Source organism: Streptomyces sp. NPDC048612, from assembly GCF_043199295.1.
Classification (GTDB): Bacteria; Actinomycetota; Actinomycetes; order Streptomycetales; family Streptomycetaceae; genus Streptomyces.
On sequence record NZ_JBICVV010000004.1, the window covers coordinates 24,204 to 42,176 of the forward strand.

Annotated in this window: 16 protein-coding genes; 1 reads left to right on the forward strand and 15 read right to left on the reverse strand. The window is 71.8% G+C overall.

The window, feature by feature from the left end:
- Positions 1-335: 335 nt before the first annotated feature.
- From ACGFN2_RS08790 to ACGFN2_RS08805, 4 genes are all read right to left on the reverse strand, one after another.
- Complete coding sequence (locus tag ACGFN2_RS08790) at positions 336-1,331, reverse strand: NAD-dependent epimerase/dehydratase family protein (RefSeq protein ID WP_393358632.1); 996 nt, start codon at positions 1,329-1,331, stop codon at positions 336-338.
- 59 nt (positions 1,332-1,390) lie between these two features.
- Positions 1,391-2,302, reverse strand: coding sequence for a glucose-1-phosphate thymidylyltransferase RfbA (gene rfbA, locus ACGFN2_RS08795; RefSeq protein ID WP_393358634.1), 912 nt, complete (start codon positions 2,300-2,302; stop codon positions 1,391-1,393).
- Between the two features lie 236 nt (positions 2,303-2,538).
- Positions 2,539-3,687 carry a glycosyltransferase gene (locus tag ACGFN2_RS08800; RefSeq protein ID WP_393358636.1) on the reverse strand — a complete coding sequence of 383 codons (1,149 nt, stop codon included), beginning with the start codon at positions 3,685-3,687 and terminating at the stop codon, positions 2,539-2,541.
- Positions 3,688-3,835: 148 nt separating this feature from the next.
- Positions 3,836-5,017: a cytochrome P450 gene (locus ACGFN2_RS08805; RefSeq protein ID WP_393358638.1), complete on the reverse strand. Its 1,182-nt coding sequence runs from the start codon at positions 5,015-5,017 to the stop codon at positions 3,836-3,838.
- A gap of 248 nt (positions 5,018-5,265) precedes the next feature.
- Here ACGFN2_RS08805 and ACGFN2_RS08810 point away from each other — a divergent pair, with 248 nt between their 5' ends.
- Positions 5,266-5,847, forward strand: coding sequence for a TetR/AcrR family transcriptional regulator (locus ACGFN2_RS08810; RefSeq protein ID WP_393358640.1), 582 nt, complete (start codon positions 5,266-5,268; stop codon positions 5,845-5,847).
- A gap of 47 nt (positions 5,848-5,894) precedes the next feature.
- Here ACGFN2_RS08810 and ACGFN2_RS08815 read toward each other — a convergent pair whose 3' ends face one another.
- The 11 genes from ACGFN2_RS08815 to ACGFN2_RS08865 form a co-directional block, all read right to left on the reverse strand.
- Positions 5,895-6,698, reverse strand: coding sequence for an SAM-dependent methyltransferase (locus tag ACGFN2_RS08815; RefSeq protein WP_393358642.1), 804 nt, complete (start codon positions 6,696-6,698; stop codon positions 5,895-5,897).
- A complete protein-coding gene (locus tag ACGFN2_RS08820) occupies positions 6,695-7,726 on the reverse strand; it encodes a Gfo/Idh/MocA family protein (RefSeq protein ID WP_393358645.1) in 1,032 nt (343 codons plus the stop codon). Before ACGFN2_RS08820 ends, ACGFN2_RS08815 begins: the two co-directional genes overlap by 4 nt.
- On the reverse strand, positions 7,696-9,102 hold the full coding sequence (locus ACGFN2_RS08825; RefSeq protein ID WP_393358647.1) for an NDP-hexose 2,3-dehydratase family protein: 1,407 nt from the start codon (positions 9,100-9,102) through the stop codon (positions 7,696-7,698). The genes ACGFN2_RS08820 and ACGFN2_RS08825 overlap by 31 nt, the downstream gene beginning before the upstream one ends.
- 44 nt (positions 9,103-9,146) lie before the next feature.
- Positions 9,147-10,121 carry a dTDP-glucose 4,6-dehydratase gene (gene rfbB / locus ACGFN2_RS08830; RefSeq protein WP_393358649.1) on the reverse strand — a complete coding sequence of 325 codons (975 nt, stop codon included), beginning with the start codon at positions 10,119-10,121 and terminating at the stop codon, positions 9,147-9,149.
- Positions 10,122-10,281: 160 nt separating this feature from the next.
- The gene (locus ACGFN2_RS08835; RefSeq protein WP_393358651.1) at positions 10,282-11,334 is read right to left on the reverse strand and encodes an aldo/keto reductase; all 1,053 of its coding nucleotides are present in this window, start codon (positions 11,332-11,334) and stop codon (positions 10,282-10,284) included.
- Between the two features lie 52 nt (positions 11,335-11,386).
- Positions 11,387-11,974 carry an NADPH-dependent FMN reductase gene (locus ACGFN2_RS08840; RefSeq protein ID WP_393358653.1) on the reverse strand — a complete coding sequence of 196 codons (588 nt, stop codon included), beginning with the start codon at positions 11,972-11,974 and terminating at the stop codon, positions 11,387-11,389.
- 63 nt (positions 11,975-12,037) lie between these two features.
- Positions 12,038-13,210, reverse strand: a complete 1,173-nt coding sequence (locus ACGFN2_RS08845) for an acyltransferase family protein (protein ID WP_393358655.1) — start codon at positions 13,208-13,210, stop codon at positions 12,038-12,040.
- A 34-nt stretch (positions 13,211-13,244) separates the two neighbouring features.
- Positions 13,245-14,537, reverse strand: coding sequence for an MFS transporter (locus ACGFN2_RS08850; RefSeq protein ID WP_393358657.1), 1,293 nt, complete (start codon positions 14,535-14,537; stop codon positions 13,245-13,247).
- Between the two features lie 82 nt (positions 14,538-14,619).
- Positions 14,620-15,381, reverse strand: coding sequence for an SDR family oxidoreductase (locus ACGFN2_RS08855; protein ID WP_393358659.1), 762 nt, complete (start codon positions 15,379-15,381; stop codon positions 14,620-14,622).
- 76 nt (positions 15,382-15,457) lie between these two features.
- Positions 15,458-16,987, reverse strand: a complete 1,530-nt coding sequence (locus tag ACGFN2_RS08860; RefSeq protein ID WP_393358661.1) for an FAD-dependent monooxygenase — start codon at positions 16,985-16,987, stop codon at positions 15,458-15,460.
- The gene (locus tag ACGFN2_RS08865; protein ID WP_393358663.1) at positions 16,984-17,934 is read right to left on the reverse strand and encodes an aromatase/cyclase; all 951 of its coding nucleotides are present in this window, start codon (positions 17,932-17,934) and stop codon (positions 16,984-16,986) included. Before ACGFN2_RS08865 ends, ACGFN2_RS08860 begins: the two co-directional genes overlap by 4 nt.
- Between the last annotated feature and the right edge of the window lie 39 nt (positions 17,935-17,973).

Sequence of the window (17,973 nt, forward strand, 5' to 3'; positions counted from 1 at the left end):
ACTGCTGCCGCTCGTCGGCCAGCGGACGGGAGCGCGCTGCCTGCCTTCACGTTCAGCACCGCGACGGCAAGGACGAATCCCGCCCCCGCCACGGCCTGATGCCGGAATGGCAGTACCGAAAGACTGTGATGGCCGACCGAGACACTGCAGCGGAAGGTAATGACGAGTTTCTTCGCTCCGGCAACAGAAAGCAACCACGTCAGTGCGTGAATTTCATAAAGACAACCAGGAGCAGGTCAGCAATCACAGAGGAATCCAAGGGGAATGCCAAGGAACCATAAATAGTGACACCGGTCACAGCCCTGCAGCGGCCGAACTCGCGGTGCCGGGGCGGATCAGCGGCTGGTGGCGCCCGCATCCCACATGTCCTGCAGTGACTGCCTGAGTCCGAAGCGCGGGGCAAAGCCCAGCAGGTCGCGGGCCAGTCGGATGTCGGCCTGAATCCAGTCGGCGCCCAGGCCGCGCACGCCGCCGCGCCCCGGGCGGTCCTCCTCCGTGACGCCGGAATCCGGCAGGCCGGCGGCGGAGAGGCAGTGGGCGACCAGTTCCCGCATCGGCACCGCGATCCCGCTGCCGATGTTGAACACCCTTCCGCTGACCGGACGTTCGGCGGCCAGCACGCACGCTTCGGCGACGTCGCGCACATCGATCCAGTCGCGCCGTGCGTCGACGACGCGCACGGAGAGTTCGGCGTCCTGCCGCGCGGCGCGCAGCCTGGGGAGGAGCTTGCCCGGGAAACCCGCCGGGGTCGGGTAGGGGCCGCAGGTGTTGACGAGCCGGAGCGCGACGCCGTCGACGCGGCCCGCGCGGGCCGCGTCGAGGATGGTCCTGGACGCGGCCAGCTTGGCGTCCGCATAGGCGTTCGCGGGCCGCGGCTCGATCTCCTCGTGGAACGGGACCCCTGCCTGGCCGGGCCCGTATTCGTGGATGGTGCCGATGTGGACCAGCCGGGGCCGCCCCGGGTTGCCCTCCAGGGCCGCGACCAGCGTACGGGCCAGTCCCTCGTTGGCGGCCAGCAGTTCGGCCGCGCGACCAGCGCCGCCGTCCGCGGCGCTGGTCAGGTCGGTGGCACCCGCCATGTCGGTGGCGTTGACCACGACGCTCGCGCGTACGTCCGCGTCCCGGAACAGCGCGTCCAGCTCGGCGGCGGACGCCGTGAGCAGGTTCAGGGGACGGAACATGTGCTCCGCCACGTGCGGGGCGGGCCGGCGGGCCACGACGACGACGCGGTAGCCGTGCCGGGCGAAGGCGGTACAGACGTGCCGTCCGACGCAGCCGGTGCCTCCCAGCACGACCGCGGTCGGGTGCCCGGACGGTGCGGGGTCCTGCATGGGTCCTCCGGAGGTGGGTGGGCGAGGAGAAGAAGGGGTACCGGGGCCGGGGCCCGGGCTCAGCCGGCCGGCGCGGCCCGGCGGGCCCGCGCCTCGTACACCCCGTCCCCCTCGACGAGGCCGACCAGGTAGGACCCGTATTCGGTGCTGGACTGCTCGGTACCGAGCCGGCGGCACTGCTCCGCGCTGATGTAGCCCATCCGGTAGGCGGTCTCCTCGACGCAGCCGATGCGTATGCCCTGGCGTTGTTCGAGGATCTGGACATAGTGGCCGGCCTCCAGCAGGGAGTCGTGGGTGCCCATGTCGAGCCAGACGAACCCGCGGCCCAGCTCGGCCAGATGGGCCCGGCCCTGTGCCAGGTACGCCTTGTTCAGATCGGTGATCTCCATTTCGCCGCGGTCGGAGGGGACCAGTTCCTGGGCCATCCGGACCACATCGTTGCTGTACATGTACAGGCCGGTCACCGCGATGTTGGAGACCGGGTCGGTGGGCTTCTCCGTCAGGGCCGTCAGCCGTCGGCCGGCGTCCAGTTCGGCGACGCCGTACCGCCAGGGGTCGTTGACCGGGTAGCCGAAGAGCGCGCAGCCGTCGAGGCGGGCGGCGGCGGTGCGCAGCAGCTCGGAGAAGGCGTGACCGTGGAAGACGTTGTCACCGAGGATCAGCGCCACGTCGTCGTCGCCGATGTGGTCGGCGCCGATGATGAACGCCTCGGCGATGCCGTTGGGTTCCTTCTGCTCGGCGTACTCCAGCCGGATGCCGAGCCGGGAGCCGTCGCCGAGCAGGTCGCGGAACATATCGATATGAGCCGGCGAGGAGATCACCAGGATGTCCCGGATGCCGGCGAGCATGAGGACGGACAGGGGGTAGTAGATCATCGGCTTGTTGTAGACCGGGAGGATCTGCTTCGAGACCACTCCGGTCAGCGGCCTGAGCCGGGTGCCGCTACCACCAGCGAGAATGATGCCCTTCATATGCCTGTCTCCGTCGGTGTCTGTGCAGTGCCTGTGTCGGTGTCGGTTTCTGTGGCTGTACCTGTGCCTGTGCCTGTGCCTGCGGCTGCGGCTGCGGCTGCGGCTGCGGCTGCGGCTGTGCCTGCGGCTTCCGATGAGGTGACGTCAACTTCCTGTCTGCAGTTACCGGTTCGATCGCCGACTCTTCCTCGCACGTGAGCGAGCCACGGCGGGTCAGCGGATGGCGTCCGCGCGGTTCAGCGCCGTGCCAGGTGCTCGACGGTGCCCAGGGCCTCGGCGGGTGACGGCATCCGGGCGATCTCCTGGGCCAGTGCCTGGGCCCGGTCGGCGTAGGACGGGGCGGAGAGCAGCTCGCGGATGCCCTTGCCGACGCTGTCGGTGCTCACCTCGTCCGGAAGCAGGGTGACCGCGGCGCCGTACTCGGCGACGAGCCGGGCGGCCGTGTGCACCTTCTTCTCCTGCGGCATCAGCAGCTGCGGGACGCCCGAGAGCGCGGCCGTCAGTCCGGTCAGGCCGGGCACACCACCGGCGTCGTGCACGATCAGGTCGCAGGTCGGCATCAGTACGTCCAGCGGAATCCAGCCCGCGCGGATGTCGCCGAACTCGGCGCGCAGCGCGTGAGCGACCTTCCGCGGCGCCGGAATGACGACCTCGGCGTCCCACTCGGCCAGCTGCCGCACCACGCCGCGGATCAGCTCGAAGCCGTCATCGAGGGCGGCCATGCACCCGCCGGTGACGCACACCCGTCGGCGCTCGCCGCGGGTGTACATCCACGGCTCGGCCGGGCGCCGGGCATTGACGGGAACATAGCGGATCTGCTGCGCGGGGGAAGCGTCCGCCGGGCGGATGCCGGGCGGACAGTTGTCGATCAGCAGGTCCGGTCCGGGAATCCGGTCGAGGCCCAGTTCGGCCAGCTCCGGCGCCAGTTCACCCTCGCTGCCGACGTGGATGCCCACGGTGTCCAGCACGGTCCAGGTGTGCCGAATCCACGGTACGGACAGCTCGTGGGCGAGGAGCGCCCCCGCGTACGCGTGCGGGCCGGTGACCACCACGTACGGCCGCCAGGCCGCCGCCACCTCGCGCAGCCGGACGAGGGTTTCGGCGGCCAGCCGCCCGAACCAGCGGCCGGTGTACTGGATGAACTCGGGGTGGTCCACGTCATCAGGGACCACCTCACGCTCGCCGGAGCGGCGGGTGGCCCTGATGTCGGGGATCGGAGTGGTGGTCGTGGCGACGGTCGGCAGGCCGACGCCGGTGACCACCGGGGTCAGTTCCTTCGGCGTGGACATCAGCACCTGGTGCCCGGCGGCGCGCGCGGCGGTGGCGAGGGGGGCGACGGCGTAGATGTCGGACGGGGCCGGGCCCGCGACGAACAGCAGCCTCATGGGTGTTCCGGTCTCCTCCGTCGCCCGGACGGGCGACGCGCGGACTTCGGGTGGTCAGGGCATGGCGCCGTGCCGGTGGGGACGGCGCGGGGGGCCGCCCGGGGCGGCGCGCGGCGCCCGCTCGCGAACGCTCGGGAGAGCCGGACGCTCAGGTGAGCAGGTGCAGCCTCTCCACGCCCGTCACATCGGCCCCCGGCATGAACTCCGGGTCCCGCGCCGGGTCGCGGCGCAGCGCCGGGAAGCGGTCGAAGAGGATGTTCAGGGCGAGCATGCCTTCAAGGCGGGCCAGCGGCGCACCCATGCAGAAGTGCGCGCCTCTGCCGAACGAGAGGTGCTGGATGTTCTCCCGGTCGAGGTCGAAGGTGTGCGGGTCGCGGAACTGGCGCTCGTCGCGGGCCGCGGCGGCCGTCCATGTCATGACCACCGACCGCGGCGGGATCTCGGCGTCGCCGATCTGCGCCGCCGTAGTGGTCACCCGGCGCAGCGTGGACAGCGGGCTGAACAGCCGCAGCGACTCCTCGATCGCGGTGGGGATGCGGGCGCGGTCCCGGCGTACGGCCGCCATGGCCGAAGGGTGGGCGTCCAGGCACAGGATCGTGTTGCCGAGCAGCATCGTCGTGGTGATGTGCCCCGCCACCAGCAGGACCAGGGAGAAGTTGCCCACCTCGGCCGAGGACAGCCGCTCGCCGTCCACCTCGGCCTGGACGAGCCTGGTCAGCAGGTCGTCGCGCGGGGCGGCGCGGCGCTGTTCGACATGGCCGAGCAGGTAGTCGGAGAAGTTCCTGATCTGGGCGAGGGTCTCCTCGCGCTGCCGCTGCAGCTCCGGGGTGTCCTCGCCGGTGGAGAACGCCTGGTTGCTCTCCAGCAGCTTGCCGGTCCACTCCTTGAACAGCGGGCGGTCGCTGCTGGGAACCCCGAGCAGTTCGGCGATGACGATGACGGGCAACGGGTACGCCAGCACCTCCACGAGGTCGAACGAGTCGCCCGGCTCGACCGCGTCGAGCAGTTCGTGGGTGATCTCCTTGATACGGGGTTCGAGGCCGGCGACCACACCGCGGGTGAACACCCCACTGACGATCTTGCGCATCTTGGTGTGCTCGGGCGCGTCCATCGTCGTGAGGTTGCCGGGGAAGATCTGCCGTTGCCCTTCCGGCGCCAGCATGCTGAGGTCGGAGGAGAAGGTCTCCGGGTCGTTGAGCACCTGGAGCGCCTCCGCGTAGCCGTAGACGTTCCACAGCTGCTTGGCCTCGTCGTACGCGACGGGGGCCGGGGGGCGTTCACCGCGCATCCAGAACTGATCCGGATGGAAGTTCCACGGCTGGGAGGACATAGGCACGTTGGTCCTTTCGGTTCGGAGGTGTGCGTGACGGGTGCGCCGGCCCGGTGTCGTCCTGTTCGGCGGCGGTGCCGAAGCCGATGCCCGCGCCGGGGCGCTTGCGGGCGGCGTGCCCCGGGGTCGGAGGGACGCGCGGGCGATGCGCGACGCGCACACGTACACTGGGCGGCGGATACTTGCCTGTCGACCGGTAAGTGGGCGTTCCGGCCCCAGCCGGGTGAGGACGGACCGAGGGAGAGAGCGTGGCCGGAAAGGGTACGAAGAAGGAGCGGGGGGACACCCGCAGGCGCATCCAGGACGTGGCCCTGGAGCTTTTTGTCCGAAACGGCTACGAGAAGACCTCACTGCGTGAGATCGCCGAAATCCTGGAGGTCAGCAAACCCGCGATCTATTACCACTTCAAGTCGAAGGAGGACATTCTCCTCAGCATCTTCCAGGACCTGAGCCGCCCCGTCGACGACATCATCTCCTGGGGGCGCCAGCAGCCACGGAGCCTCGAGACCAAGCAGGAGATCCTGCGCCGCTACAGCGCCGCACTCGAAGCCTCCGTCCCGCTCGTCCGCTTCCTGCGGGAGAACGAGGCGACCCTGCGCGACCTCAAGGTCGGCAAGGAGTTCGGGCAGCAGATGACCACCATCGGCGAGATGCTCACCGACTCGGACACCTCGCTCACCGGCCAACTGCGCTGTATGAGTGCCCTGCTGACCCTGCACTTCGGGACCTTCGCCCTGCCCAGCATCCCCGGGGACGCCCAGGAGAAGCGGTCGGCGCTGCTGGAGATCACCATGGAGATGATGGCGGCGGCGTACCCCGAAGAGGCCTGACGCGCCGGAAGGGCGGCGCGCCGGCCCGGTGGGCGCCGCCGCCCCGCTCAGGGCTTACGCGCGACGGCCGCGTACAGGTTGGAGCGCTCCTCGGCGGCGCCGGAGGCACCGTCCGGGCACCACTGGGGCGTGAACACCAGCCCGGGGTCGAGCAGTTCGAAGTCGCCGAGCAGCCTGCGGACCTCCTCGCCGGTGCGCGGCACGATCGGCGTGCGGCCGCTCCGCCGGAACATCTCGACCGTGTTCCGCATCGTCTCGCGGTCGTTGTCCCAGGTGAAGCAGGACAGCGCGAGATAGCTGCCGGAGGGCAGCGCCCGGCGGTAGGCCGCGGTGATGGCCCACGGGTCGTCCTCGTCGTGCAGGAACTGGGTCACGCCCAGCATCAGGAAGCCGACCGGCCGCGAGAAGTCGATCAGGCGGCGGGTGGCCTCGGCGTTCAGGACGGCATCCGGGTCACGCAGGTCCTCGCCCACCATGGCGGTGCGCTCGTCGCCGCGTAGCATCAGCTCGCTGTGCTCGATGGTGGCCCGCTCGTTGTCGACGTAGACCACCCGGCACTCGGGGGCGGCCTGCTGGGCGGTCTCGTGGACGTTGCCCCTCACCGGCAGCCCGGAACCCAGGTCGATGAACTGCCGGATGCCCCGGCCGGCCATGAAGCGCACCACACGCTGGAGGTACTGCCGGTTGTGGCGGGACATGTCCCTGGCCGGCAGTACCGAGAGCACCTGGTCCCCCAGCTTCCGGTCGGCCTCGAAGTGGTGGGTGCCGCCCGCTATGTAGTCGTAGGCACGGGCTGCGCTGGGAACCTCACGGTCCATGCCCTCGGGAATCCAGTTCACGGTCGCGCTCATCGCACACTCCTCGATGCGGTTTCTGCTCGGTCTGTGTCTTCCTCGGCGGCGCGCCGCCGGATGCCGTCCAGCAGCCGCGCCTGCCACAGCGGCGCGTCGTCGGCCGGCGCCCCGGCGCGCACCGCGGCGGCGAACGCCGCGACGGCGCTCGCCACCTGGTCCTCGGCGGGCAGCCGGAACCGCTCCGTCCCCGAGGCGCGTGTCAGGCGCACCACCGGTTCGTGGTCCGCGGGCGGGGTGAAGGCACGGTCGATGCGAATCCGGCCCTCACTGCCGCACAGTTCGTACGTGGACCGGTAGGCGTGCTCCATGCCGAAGCTCAGCTGGGCGGTCACGCCCCCGTCCGCGGTCAGCAGCGCCGCACCGGAGGTCTCCACGCGACGGCCGGGCCCCGCGGTCAGCACGGCACCGCGCACCGCGAGATCCGGCCCCAGGAAGTGCTGGGCGGCCCGCACGGGGTAGACCCCCACGTCCGCCAGTGCTCCCCCGCCCAGGTCCGGGTCGTAGCGGATGTCGCCGTCGGGTAGCGGTGGGATGGTGAACGTCGCCTGGAAGGAGCGCAGTTGGCCGATCGCACCGTCCTCGACCAGTCCGCGGACGGCCGCATGCTGCCCGTGGTGCACGAACATCACGTTCTCGCGCAGCACCAGGCCCGCCGACCGGGCCGACGCCAGCAGCGCGGCGGCGCGCTGGGCGTCGTCGGCGAGCGGCTTCTCGACGAGGACGTGTTTGCCCGCCCGCAACGCGGCCTCGGTCCACCGCGCGTGCAGTGACGAGGGCAGTGGAACGTAGACGGCCTCCACGTCCGCGCGGTCGAGCAGCCGGTCGTAGCCGTGCACCGCCCGGCACCCGTAGGCGCGGGCCGCCTCCCGCGCACGGTCCGCGTCGCGGCTCGCCACCGCGACGATCTCGGCGTCGGGGCAGGCCGCCATGGCGGGCAGCAGGCGTCGCAGGGCGATCGAGGCCAGGCCCATGACGGCGATCCGTACCGGCTCCATCAGCCCTGCTCCCCCATCGCGTTGAGACATGCGAGCAGGGTGCGGGCCTGGACGTTGAGGTAGTGCCCGTGCCGTACCAGGGAGGTCAGCTGGCCGGGGGTGACCCACTGGTAGCCGGGCGGCGGGTCCAGGGGGGCCTGGGACTCGTCCGCCTCGATGACCAGGTAGCGGCTCTCGGCGTTCAGGAAGCGGCCGCCCTCCTCGGAGTGCACGGCCTCGTACCGGATCTGCGACGGGTCGGCGTTGAGCACCGCGTCGAGGTACGGCGGGCGGTCCTCGGCCGGCAGGTGCCGGTAGTTCTCCGGGGTGTACTGAACGGTCGGCCCCAGTTCGACGGTGTCGAGGAAGCCGCCCTCGACCCGGGCGTGCGCCAGGACGTGCGGCACCCCGCCGATGGTGCGCCACAGGAAGGCCGCCACGCCCCGGCCGACCGGCTCGAACAGTGGTTGGGTCCAGCCGGTCACCTCACGGTTGCCGGCCCGGACGGCCACTGCGACCACACGGAAGTAGCGGCCCTCCTCGTGCTCGATGGCGTCCGGGCCACGCTTCCAGCGCGTGATGCCGTTCAGCGACACCCGCTCGGCGGTGACGGTGTGCCGCGAGCGCTCGCCGCAGAACCAGGACAGCAGTGCGGTGTCGGACAGACGGGCCTCGGTGCCGCCGGCGAGCGGGACACAGGACAGCACGGTGCGCGAGTCCATGTTCACCACGTTGTCCTGGTGCAACAGTTGGTTGATCTGCCCCAGGGTCAGCCAGCAGAAGTCGTCCAGCAGCGGCACCTCGCCGACCGCTTCGACGATCATGTTGCGGTTGCTCTTGCGGTGGAACCACGAGCCGTGCTCGGACTGCAGGACGTCGGCGAGGACCCGGCCGCGGCCGGCCCGGGTGAAGTACTCGATGTACTTCACGGCGGCGCCGCGGTGGACTCCGGTGTAGTTGCTCCGCGTGGCCTGCACGGTCGGGGACAGCTGGAGCAGGTTGGGGTTCCCCGGCTCCATCTTGGCCTGCATCAGGAAGTGCGGTACGCCGTCGAACTCCTTGACCAGCAGCCCGAGGATGCCCACTTCGGCCTGCTTGATGATGGGCTGCTGCCACTGCTGGCGCCGGTCGCCGTCCACGGCGGTGACGGACAGGCCCTCGACGGTGAAGAACTTCCCGCTGCGGTGGACCAGGTTGCCGGTACCGCCCTGGAAGGACCAGCCGTCCAGCGCGTCGAAGGGCACCCGGTCGACCTGGAAGACGTTGGCCCGGGCCCGCTCGTCGAGCCAGGCCCGGACCTCGCCGGTGCGCAGCATGGCGCCCTCGGCCGCCGCGGCCGATCGGGCCATGCGCCGTGCGGTGTCGGCGTCCGTACGGGGCGTCAGGGCCCTGGAGTCGTTGGGGGTGGCACTGGTGTGTGGCAGCATGAGCCACCTTTCCGTGTGGCACGGGCGATTGACGGTCGGACGGGTTACGCGTTCGTGGCCGGCAGCTCTCGCCACCAGCCTGGGTTGTCCCGGTACCAGGCGACCGTGTCGGCCAGGCCCTGGTCGAAGGGAATCCGGGGTGTGTACCCCAGCTCCTCGCCGATCTTGGTCTCGTCGAGGGCGTAGCGCAGGTCGTGCTCCTTGCGGTCGGCGACCCGGCGCACCATCGACGTGTCGGCGCCGCACAGTTCGAGGAGCCGTTCGGTGACGGCGAGGTTGGTGCGCTCGCTGCCGCCGCCGACGTTGTAGACCTCGCCGGCCCGGCCCTTGTTGAGGACGAGGTGGAGGGCCCGGCAGTGGTCGTCGACGTGCATCCACTCGCGGACGTTGCAGCCGTCCCCGTACAGCGGGACCGGCCTGCCCTCGAGCAGGTTGGTGATGAACAGCGGGATGAGCTTCTCCGGGTGCTGGTACGGCCCGTAGTTGTTGGAACACCGGGTGACGGAGACGTCCACGCCGTGGGTGCGCCAGTACGAGCGGGCGACCAGGTCGGAGCCCGCCTTGGAAGCGGCGTACGGGGTGTTGGGCAGCAGCGGCCGTTCCTCGGTCCAGGCGCCCTCCTCGATGGAGCCGTAGACCTCGTCCGTGGAGACGTGCACCACCCGCTCGACGCCGGTCGCCGGCACCGCGTCCAGCAGGGCTTGAGTGCCCAGCACATTGGTGCGGAAGAACTCGGCGGCTCCGGTGATGGAGCGGTCGACGTGCGACTCGGCGGCGAAGTGCATCACCGCGTCGTGCCCGGGCAGCACCTCGCGCAGCAGGGCGCTGTCGCACACGTCGCCCTGGACGAACGTCAGCCGCGGGTGCGAGGCGGGGAGGCTGGCCCGGTTGCCCGCGTAGGTGAGCTTGTCCAGGACCGTGACCCTGGCCCCCTCCCAGCCGGCGTACCGGTCGTCGAGGAGGGAGCGGACGAAGTGCGAGCCTATGAAGCCGGCCCCGCCGGTGATCAGGATTCTCATGCGGCCACCTTGGAAAGGGAGTTGCTCGCCGGCCTCGCGAGGGGCGCGCGGCCGGCCGACGGTAGGCGCCGGTGCGGGGGCCTGGGAGCCCGCACGGCGGAGCGCGCCCCGCGCCCGGCGCCACGTGCCGGGCGGGGGTCGGCACCCGTGGCGCGCCCGGTCATCCGAGGAAGTCGGCGACGGTACGGGCGGCGGGGCGGCGGTGCTCCAGGTCCTGCCAGCGGTCCGAGAAGGCGTTGCGGGTGAACTTGGGCACCCGCATCAGTTCGTGCGGGAAGCCCATCGGCACCTGGCTCAGCTCGTCCAGCCGCCTGGTCTGCGCCTCGTCGAGACGGACGTCGAGGCAGGCCAGGGTGTCCGTGAGCTGGGACTCCCGGGTGGCGCCGAGGATGGGCAGCGGCTGTGCGGGGCGGCCGCGCAGCCAGGCCAGGGCGACCTGCGCCGGGGTCCAGCCGCTCTCGTCGGCGATCCTGACGACCTCGCGGACGACCGCGGTGTCCCGTTCACTGTCGCCGGCCCAGTTCTCCACGTTCAGGCGCCCGCTCTCGCTGCGGAGGTACTTGCCGGTCAACCGGCCCTCCGCCAGCGGGCCCCAGGCGAACACGCTGACGTCGCACGCCCCGGCCATGGGAAGCAGGTCGCGTTCCGGGGTGCGCTCCAGGAGGTTGTAGCGCACCTGGATACCGGCGAAGGCCGACCAGCCGCGCAGCTCGGCGAGCATGTTGGCCCGTGAGACCTCCCAGGCCGGCCAGTTGGAGGCACCGACGTAGAGGATCTTGCCGGCCCGGATCTGGTCGTCGAGCGCCCGCATGACCTCCTCGACCGGGGTGAAGGGGTCGCGGGCGTGCAGCCAGAGCAGGTCGATCCGGTCGGTGCGCAGCCGGCGCAGGCTGGTCTCCAGCGAGCTGACCAGGCTCTTCCGGTGGTTTCCCGCGGAGTTGACGTCCCCCGGCCGGGTCATCGCGTTGTACTTCGTCGCCAGGACGAAGCGGTCGCGCCGCCCTGACAGCACCTCGCCGACGCAGCGCTCCGACAGCCCGCCGCCGTAGACGTTGGCGGTGTCGACGAAGTTGCCGCCGGCCTCGGCGTACTGGTCGACCAGCCGGGACGCCACCGGGGCGGCGGCCCCCCACTCGCTCTCGCCGAACGTCCCGGCGCCCAGGCACAGTTCCGACACCCGTAGCCCGGTCTTTCCCAACATCGTGTACTTCATCGTCGTGCGGTCCTCTCCCTCGGCGCTCCGGCTACCGTTCCGTCGGCTGTGCTCAGGCCCCGTACGGGCGCTTGTCGCGGGCCTCGCGCAGGGCCAGCGCCCACCAGGTGAGCTGGTCCAGCAGGGTCTTGGCGGCCGCGGCGGCGCCCTCGGCGTCCCGGGGCGTGCCGTTCTCGTCGAAGGCGGCGGCACCGCCGTGGAAGCTGACGGTGTCCCGGATACCGACGGCATGCAGCTCCGCGAAGACCAGCCGGAGCTGCTCGACGGCGCGCAGCCCGCCGGAGAAGCCCCCGTAGCAGACGAATCCGACGGGCTTGGCTCGCCACTCCACCAGGTGCCAGTCGATGGCGTTCTTCAGGACGGCCGGGAAGCTGTGGTTGTACTCCGGCGTCACCACGACGAAGGCGTCAGCCGCGGCGATGCGCGGGCGGATCGTGTCCAGGACCGCGGTCATCTCGGGCGAGGGCTCACGGGTGGGGCCCGCCGTTCCCAGCGGGACGTCCGCGAGGTCGATGACGTCCACGTCGAGGTCGGTGCGGTGTGCCGTCTGGGCGGTGACCCAGTCGGTCACGGTGGGGCCGAACCGGCCGTCGCGGACACTGCCGGTGATGACGACGAGGCGGAGGGGCTGTTCGGACATGGCGTTGAACTCCTTCTGGGGTGAGGCGAACCGGGAAGAGAACCGAGGGTGGGAAGGGGCGCGTCAGGCGTCCGCTGCCACGCCGGCGCGGGGGCCCGAGGCGGCCCGGGCCGGCCGCGACCAGCGGCGCATCGCGGGCCGCTCCAGGAGCGCGTACAGCCCCCACGCCAGGAGCAGCGACACCGCGAAGCAGCCGGCGAGGAAGGCGAGGCCGGCCGGGGTGCCCCAGGCCGGGCCGGCGGGCTGCCCGAAGATGTTGGGCTGCGAGCCGAAGATCCGGTGTCCGTACGTCAGCACCAGGGAGTGGACGAGGTAGAGGGCGAAGGAGATCTCACCGAGCCAGACGAACGTCCGGGTGCTCAGCCAGGTCCGGCGCCCCCTGACGTCCGCCGCGGCGGCGGCCGGGATGAGCAGCGCGAGCGGGACGACCGTGACGGCCGCGTAGTTGTAGAGCTGGTTGAGCGTCACGAAGACCGGCAGCAGGTAGGCGGCCACGGCCAGCAGGCCGGCCGGCAGCAGGCCGAGCCCGGGCCACCGGCCGGTCAGCAGGATGCGGGCCATGAACATCCCGAGCAGGAACTCCAGCAGGCGGCTGAGCGGGAAGACGTAGACGAACCAGATCTGCGGCCACGACACCGGCAGGAAGGAGTAGTGCGGGGTGCTGGGCAGCAGGTGCCGGGCGAGGACCGGCAGGACGAGGACCAGCGCCGCGGCGCCCGCCGCCGCGTACCACAGCCGGTTCGGCCGGACCTTTTTCACCAGCCGGATCAGCAGCGGGAACGCCAGGTAGAAGAGCATCTCCACGGACAGGGACCAGCTGACCGTGTTGGCGGTCTCCATATAGGAGACGTCCGGCAGCCAGGCCTGCAGCAGGAACAGGTTGGCCGGCGTCTGCGGGAACGCGATCTGCGCGCCGACCAGGGACATCAGCACGAGGGCGGCGGCGAAGGTCACCACGTGGTTGGGGACGATCTTGAAGAAGCGGCGCCGCCAGAACCGCCGGGCGGTGTCCCCGGTCCGCGCGGACCAGGTGAGCACGAACCCGCTGAGGAGGAAGAAGAACGACACGCCGACGGCCCCCGCGTTCCCGAAGAACGTGAAGTAGTCCGCTGCCACGGCCTGGTCCTTGAAGACCCCGGTGCTCGCCCCGTGGACGGCGAACACCATGGCAGCGGCGATGAACCGCAGTCCGGTGAGTGAGGGGAGCCTGGACGTGGTGATCAGTTGCGCGGTCAACAGGGGCGCCTTCCATGGTCGGGAACGGTGCGGGTCAGCGTGGTGGGCGGCGGGAGCCGGCCGCGACGAGGCCGCCCAGTGCGATCAGCAGGCCCGCGGCGGCGACCGCGGCGACCAGCAGCAGGGGCGGGCGGTACGCGGCGTCAAGCGCGTCGGCCCCGACCGCCCGCCCGGGGTGGCCGGCGGCCAGCAGTGCCGACACCGAACCCAGCATCAGCACCGCGCCGAACTGCACGGCGGTCTGGTACAGGACGATGGCGGTACCCCGCTGCTCCGCCGGAACGCTCCCGCTCGCCTGCGTGTTCAGGGCCACGAACGCGAAGACGAAGCCCGCCCCGACCAGCGCCGTGACGGGCAGCAGACCGGTCGGGTACGGCGCGTCCAGGGCGGCCGTGCGCAGCGCCAGCGCGTCGCCGGCGCACGCGGCTGCGGCGCCCAGCGCGATCAGCCGGGGTGTGCCGAAGCGCCGCACCAGCGGCCCCGAGCGCAGCGCGGAGACCGCGAGCGGAACGCAGGCCGGCAGGAAGGCCAGCGCGGTCTGCCACGGTGTCCAGCCCCGCACCGTCTGAAGCCGGAACGTGACGATGAACAGCAGCCCCAGGAACGTGCCGTTGAGCACCGCCGCGCCGAACGCCGACCGCATCAGCCGCCCGTTGCGCAGCAGCCGGCGCAGCGGCACGGCGGGCGGCGGGACGCGCCTGCCGTCGCGGGGGATGTACCGCACGCCGAGCAGGAGCAGGAGCAGCGCCACGGGGGCCGGGAAGAGGAAGACCCAGCGCCAGCCGGCCGGTGTCAGCAGGCCGGAGAGCAGGAGTCCGGCCGTGAAGCCGAAGGCTCCGAAGAACGAGTAGACCGAGATCGCCCGGCTGCGCTCGGGGCCTTCGCGGAAGGTGGTGGTGATGATGGCCATCCCGGTGGGGGCGGTGAGCGCGGCGCACACGCCCTTGACGACCCGGGTGGCTGTCAGCACGACCGGGTCGGTGGCCAGGCCGCCCGCCAGGGAGGCGGCGGTGAGCACGAGCAGCGCGGCGAGGTAGACCGGTCGCCGTCCCAGCGCGGTGGTCAGCCGGGCGCCGGGGATCAGCGCCGCGCCGAAGCCGAGCGGGAAACCGCCCATCACCCACTGTGTGGACCACGTTGAGAGGTGGAAGGCGTGGCCGATCGTCGGCAGGGTGACGAGGACGATCGAGACTTCGAGCGAGTCGATGAGCATGTTGCCCGCGAGGACGCTCAGCAGCAGCCACTGGCCCGGCCGCCAGCGGACGGGGCCCTGCCCCGCGTGGGTCGCCGGAGCCGAGGGTGAGGAGGAGGCCGAAGCCTGCGCCATGGAGATGCACCGCCAGGGGTTCGGTCGGGACAGGGCCGGTCGGGGGCGCGGCGCACGGGGCGGGCGCCGTGGGGGGCGGACGTCAGCCCAGCAACGTGCCACCGCTGGCGTCGATGAAGGCACCGGTGATCCAGCGGGCGTCGTCCGAGGCGAGGAAGGCCACCACGTCGCCGACGTCCCTGGGCTCGGCCACCCGGCCGAAGGTGGACATCTGGGCCATCTGCTCCACGGCCTCCGGGATGTCGAACACCGGGCTTCCGTTGTTGGTGATGCCCGGGGCGACGCTGTTGACGGTGATGCCGCGCGGGCCGAGGTGCTTGGCGAAGTGCAGCGCGAGCTGTTCGACGGCCCCCTTGGTCATCGAGTACGCCACTTCCTGCGGGTTGGCGAAGCGGGTGAGCCCGGAGGACACGTTGATGACGCGGCCGCCGTCGGGCATGAGGGTGAGGGCACGCTGCAGGATGAAGAACGGCGCCTTGGCGTTGATGGCGACCAGCCGGTCGAAGAGTTCGGGGGTGACCTCTTCGGGGGCGACCCCGCCCATGATCGCGGCGTTGTTGACCAGGATGTCCAGGGCGGTGCCGCCGGTACGTTCCTTCAGGCCGCTCTCCAGGGCCCCGAACAGCGTGTCGACATCGCCCGCAACGCCCAGTTCGGCCTGGACGGCGAACGCCTTGCCACCGGCCGCCTCGATGGCGGCGACGGTCTCCTGGGCGGCCTCGGCCCGGGAGGCGTAGTGCACGGCGACGAGCGCGCCCTCACGCGCCAGACGCTCGGCGGTCGCCCGCCCGATGCCCCGGCTCGAACCGGTCACGAGTGCCGTCTTGCCCGCAAGCTTGGTCACGGTGTCCTCCTGTAGGGGTGTGGTGTGGTGGGGGCCCGGGGGAAGTCCCGTCCGGCCGCCCGAGGGGCGGACCGGCTCAGGCCCGATGTCGTGGTGCCGGCGTGCCGGTGCCCGGGTCCGGCGCGCCGAACCAGCGGCGCAGGGCCGCGTCCAGGTCGGCCGGTGTGCCGTCGATCCAGGCGAGGTGGCCGTCCGGGCGGACCAGTGCCGCGCCGAACTCCGGCCCCTGGAAGCCGGGTTCGGTCTCGGCCCGGACGTGGGTCACGCGGCCGTCCGCCCACCGCCGCGCGGCCGCGGCGAGCGCGGGGTCTCCGCCGAGATCCAGCAGGACGCCCCGGCCGGACCGCAGCAACCCGAGGGTGCCGGCCGGTCCGGCCGGCGTGCGCAGCCGGTACGCGGGCAACCGGGCGCCCAGCAGCGGGTGTTCGCCTTCGCCGCCACCCGCCATGTCGTAGCGGACGTCCAGTCCGCTGATCATGCCCGCCAGGTGGGCGCGCGCTTCCGGCAGCCCGACCAGCCGGCGGAAGACCGACCGCAGCTCCTCGACGTCCTGGCCGCCCAGGAGCAGCAGCGCCTGGGCGGCGATGTTGCCCAGTACCCGCCGCCCCACCGGGTGGCGCTCGGCGTGGTAGCTGTCGAGCGGTCCGGTGCCGCGCAGGTGCGCGGCGAGCTTCCAGCCGAGGTTGACGGCGTCCTGGAGGCCCAGGTTGAGCGCCTGGCCGCCCACGGGCATCTGCCGGTGGGCAGCGTCCCCGGCCAGCAGGACGCGGCCCAAGCGGTACCGGGAGACCTGCCGGCGCGCGTTGCCGAAGGCGTTCAGCCACACCGGTGTGCCGCCGGAGATGTCCTCGCCGGTGATGTCCGCCCACAGGCGGGCCACCTCCTCGAAGGAGGGAGCCTCGGTGCGGGGCCGGGCGGGGGTGCCGTAGCCGTGGGCCATGACCCGGGTGATGCCCGTGGGGCCGCGGGAGGCGATGGCCAGGCCGCGGGGGTGCCGTTCGAAACGGCGGTCGGGAACGTCGATTCCGGCGATGTCGGCCCGCAGCAGCTCCTTGGTCGCGTCCTCCCCGGGGAACGGGAAGCCGGCCAGCCGCCGGACGGTGCTCTCCTCGCCGTCGCACCCGACGACGTACTGCGCGCGGAGGCGGCGCGACGTCGGGCCACCGCCCGCCGGTGGCGGCGTCGCCGCCTCCACCTCCACCTCGACGTGGTCACCACGGTCGGCGATGCCCACGACCCGGTGTCCGCGGCGTAGCTCGGCGCCCAGCCCGGTGGCCCATCCGGCGAGGAGGTCCTCGGTCCGGGCCTGGGGCACCTTCCACTGCCCCGGGTAGGGGCCGGGCAGCGTGAGGTCCAGCGGGATGCCCCCGAAGTGGCCGGGACCGCCGTTCGGCGCATCACCCAACTCGTGGGCCAGGCCCCGCTGTTCGAGTATCTCCATGGTGCGGGCGTGGAGGGTGGACGCCCGGGACTCCGTGGTCGGCGCGGCCAGCTGTTCCAGCACGGTGACACCGGCCCCGCCGAGCCGCAGCTCGCCGGCGAGCATCAGCCCGACGGGGCCCGCGCCCACCACGACGACCTGGGTGTCGATGCCCGGTGCCGTCATAGCCCGCGACGCCGTTCGGCGTGGTCCTTGGCGTGGCCGAGGGTGGCCCGGCTGTTGGCGCCCAGCGCCCCGCGCAGGTACTCCCGGGCCTCCGCGACTCCGGCGTCCGGCCCGAGGACGGCGGAGATGTTGTCGGTGTTGACGGTCACCGTGTGCTGCGAGGTGGCGATGACGGTGCCCGCCTCCTCGTGGAACGTCCAGCGGCCGGTGTGCAGCGTCATCAGCGCGGGCAGCGTGGTCTGCTTGTAGGCGATCTTGTGGTGCGGGAGGCAGACCCGGTACGACCTGGTCGTGTGCGTGGAGCCGTCCTTGGCGCGGGTGTCCATCTCCAGGGTCTGCAGCCCGGGGGTGTCCTCCTCCAGGCGTACGGACGCCACGTGCGGCAGCCGCTCGGACCAGAGCTGGGCCTCGTCGATGAACGCGTAGACGTCCTCGGCGGAACCGTCGACGCGCACACTGTCCTCGAACGAGAAGGTCAGCTCCCGGCGGGCGTGCACCTGCTCGATGTTGACGCGCAGCGCCGCCAGTTCCGAGTGCGAGTTGCGGTCGACCGCGCGGTCGATCCACGCCAGGCCCTCGGGGTCGTCGTCCACGGCCCGGTAGTCGTGCAGGAGCCGCACCCGGGACTTCTCGGGAGCGAGCTCCTCGATGATCCACGCCCCGCCCATGGATGCCACCGGAGGGGCGGACACCTCCTGGCGGAAGTCGATGCGCCGGGCCACGGGGTCGAGCGTGCGGCGCGAGGTCCAGCTCTTGGCCTCGTCGCCGGCGGTGGCCCAGATCCGGATGCGCTCCTGGTTCCCGGTGCTTTCCAGCTGTTCGACGTGGATGGTGGGCGGGAAGATCTGCGGCCAGTTTCCGACCTCGGCAAGCAGCCGGTAGACGTCGGCGGCCGGGGCCGAGATCGTGATGTCGTGCTCCACTTCGCGCAGAGCGGTCTGCGGCATGTGCTGTCTCCTTCTTGGCTGCTCCGTGCGGCGGCGGTG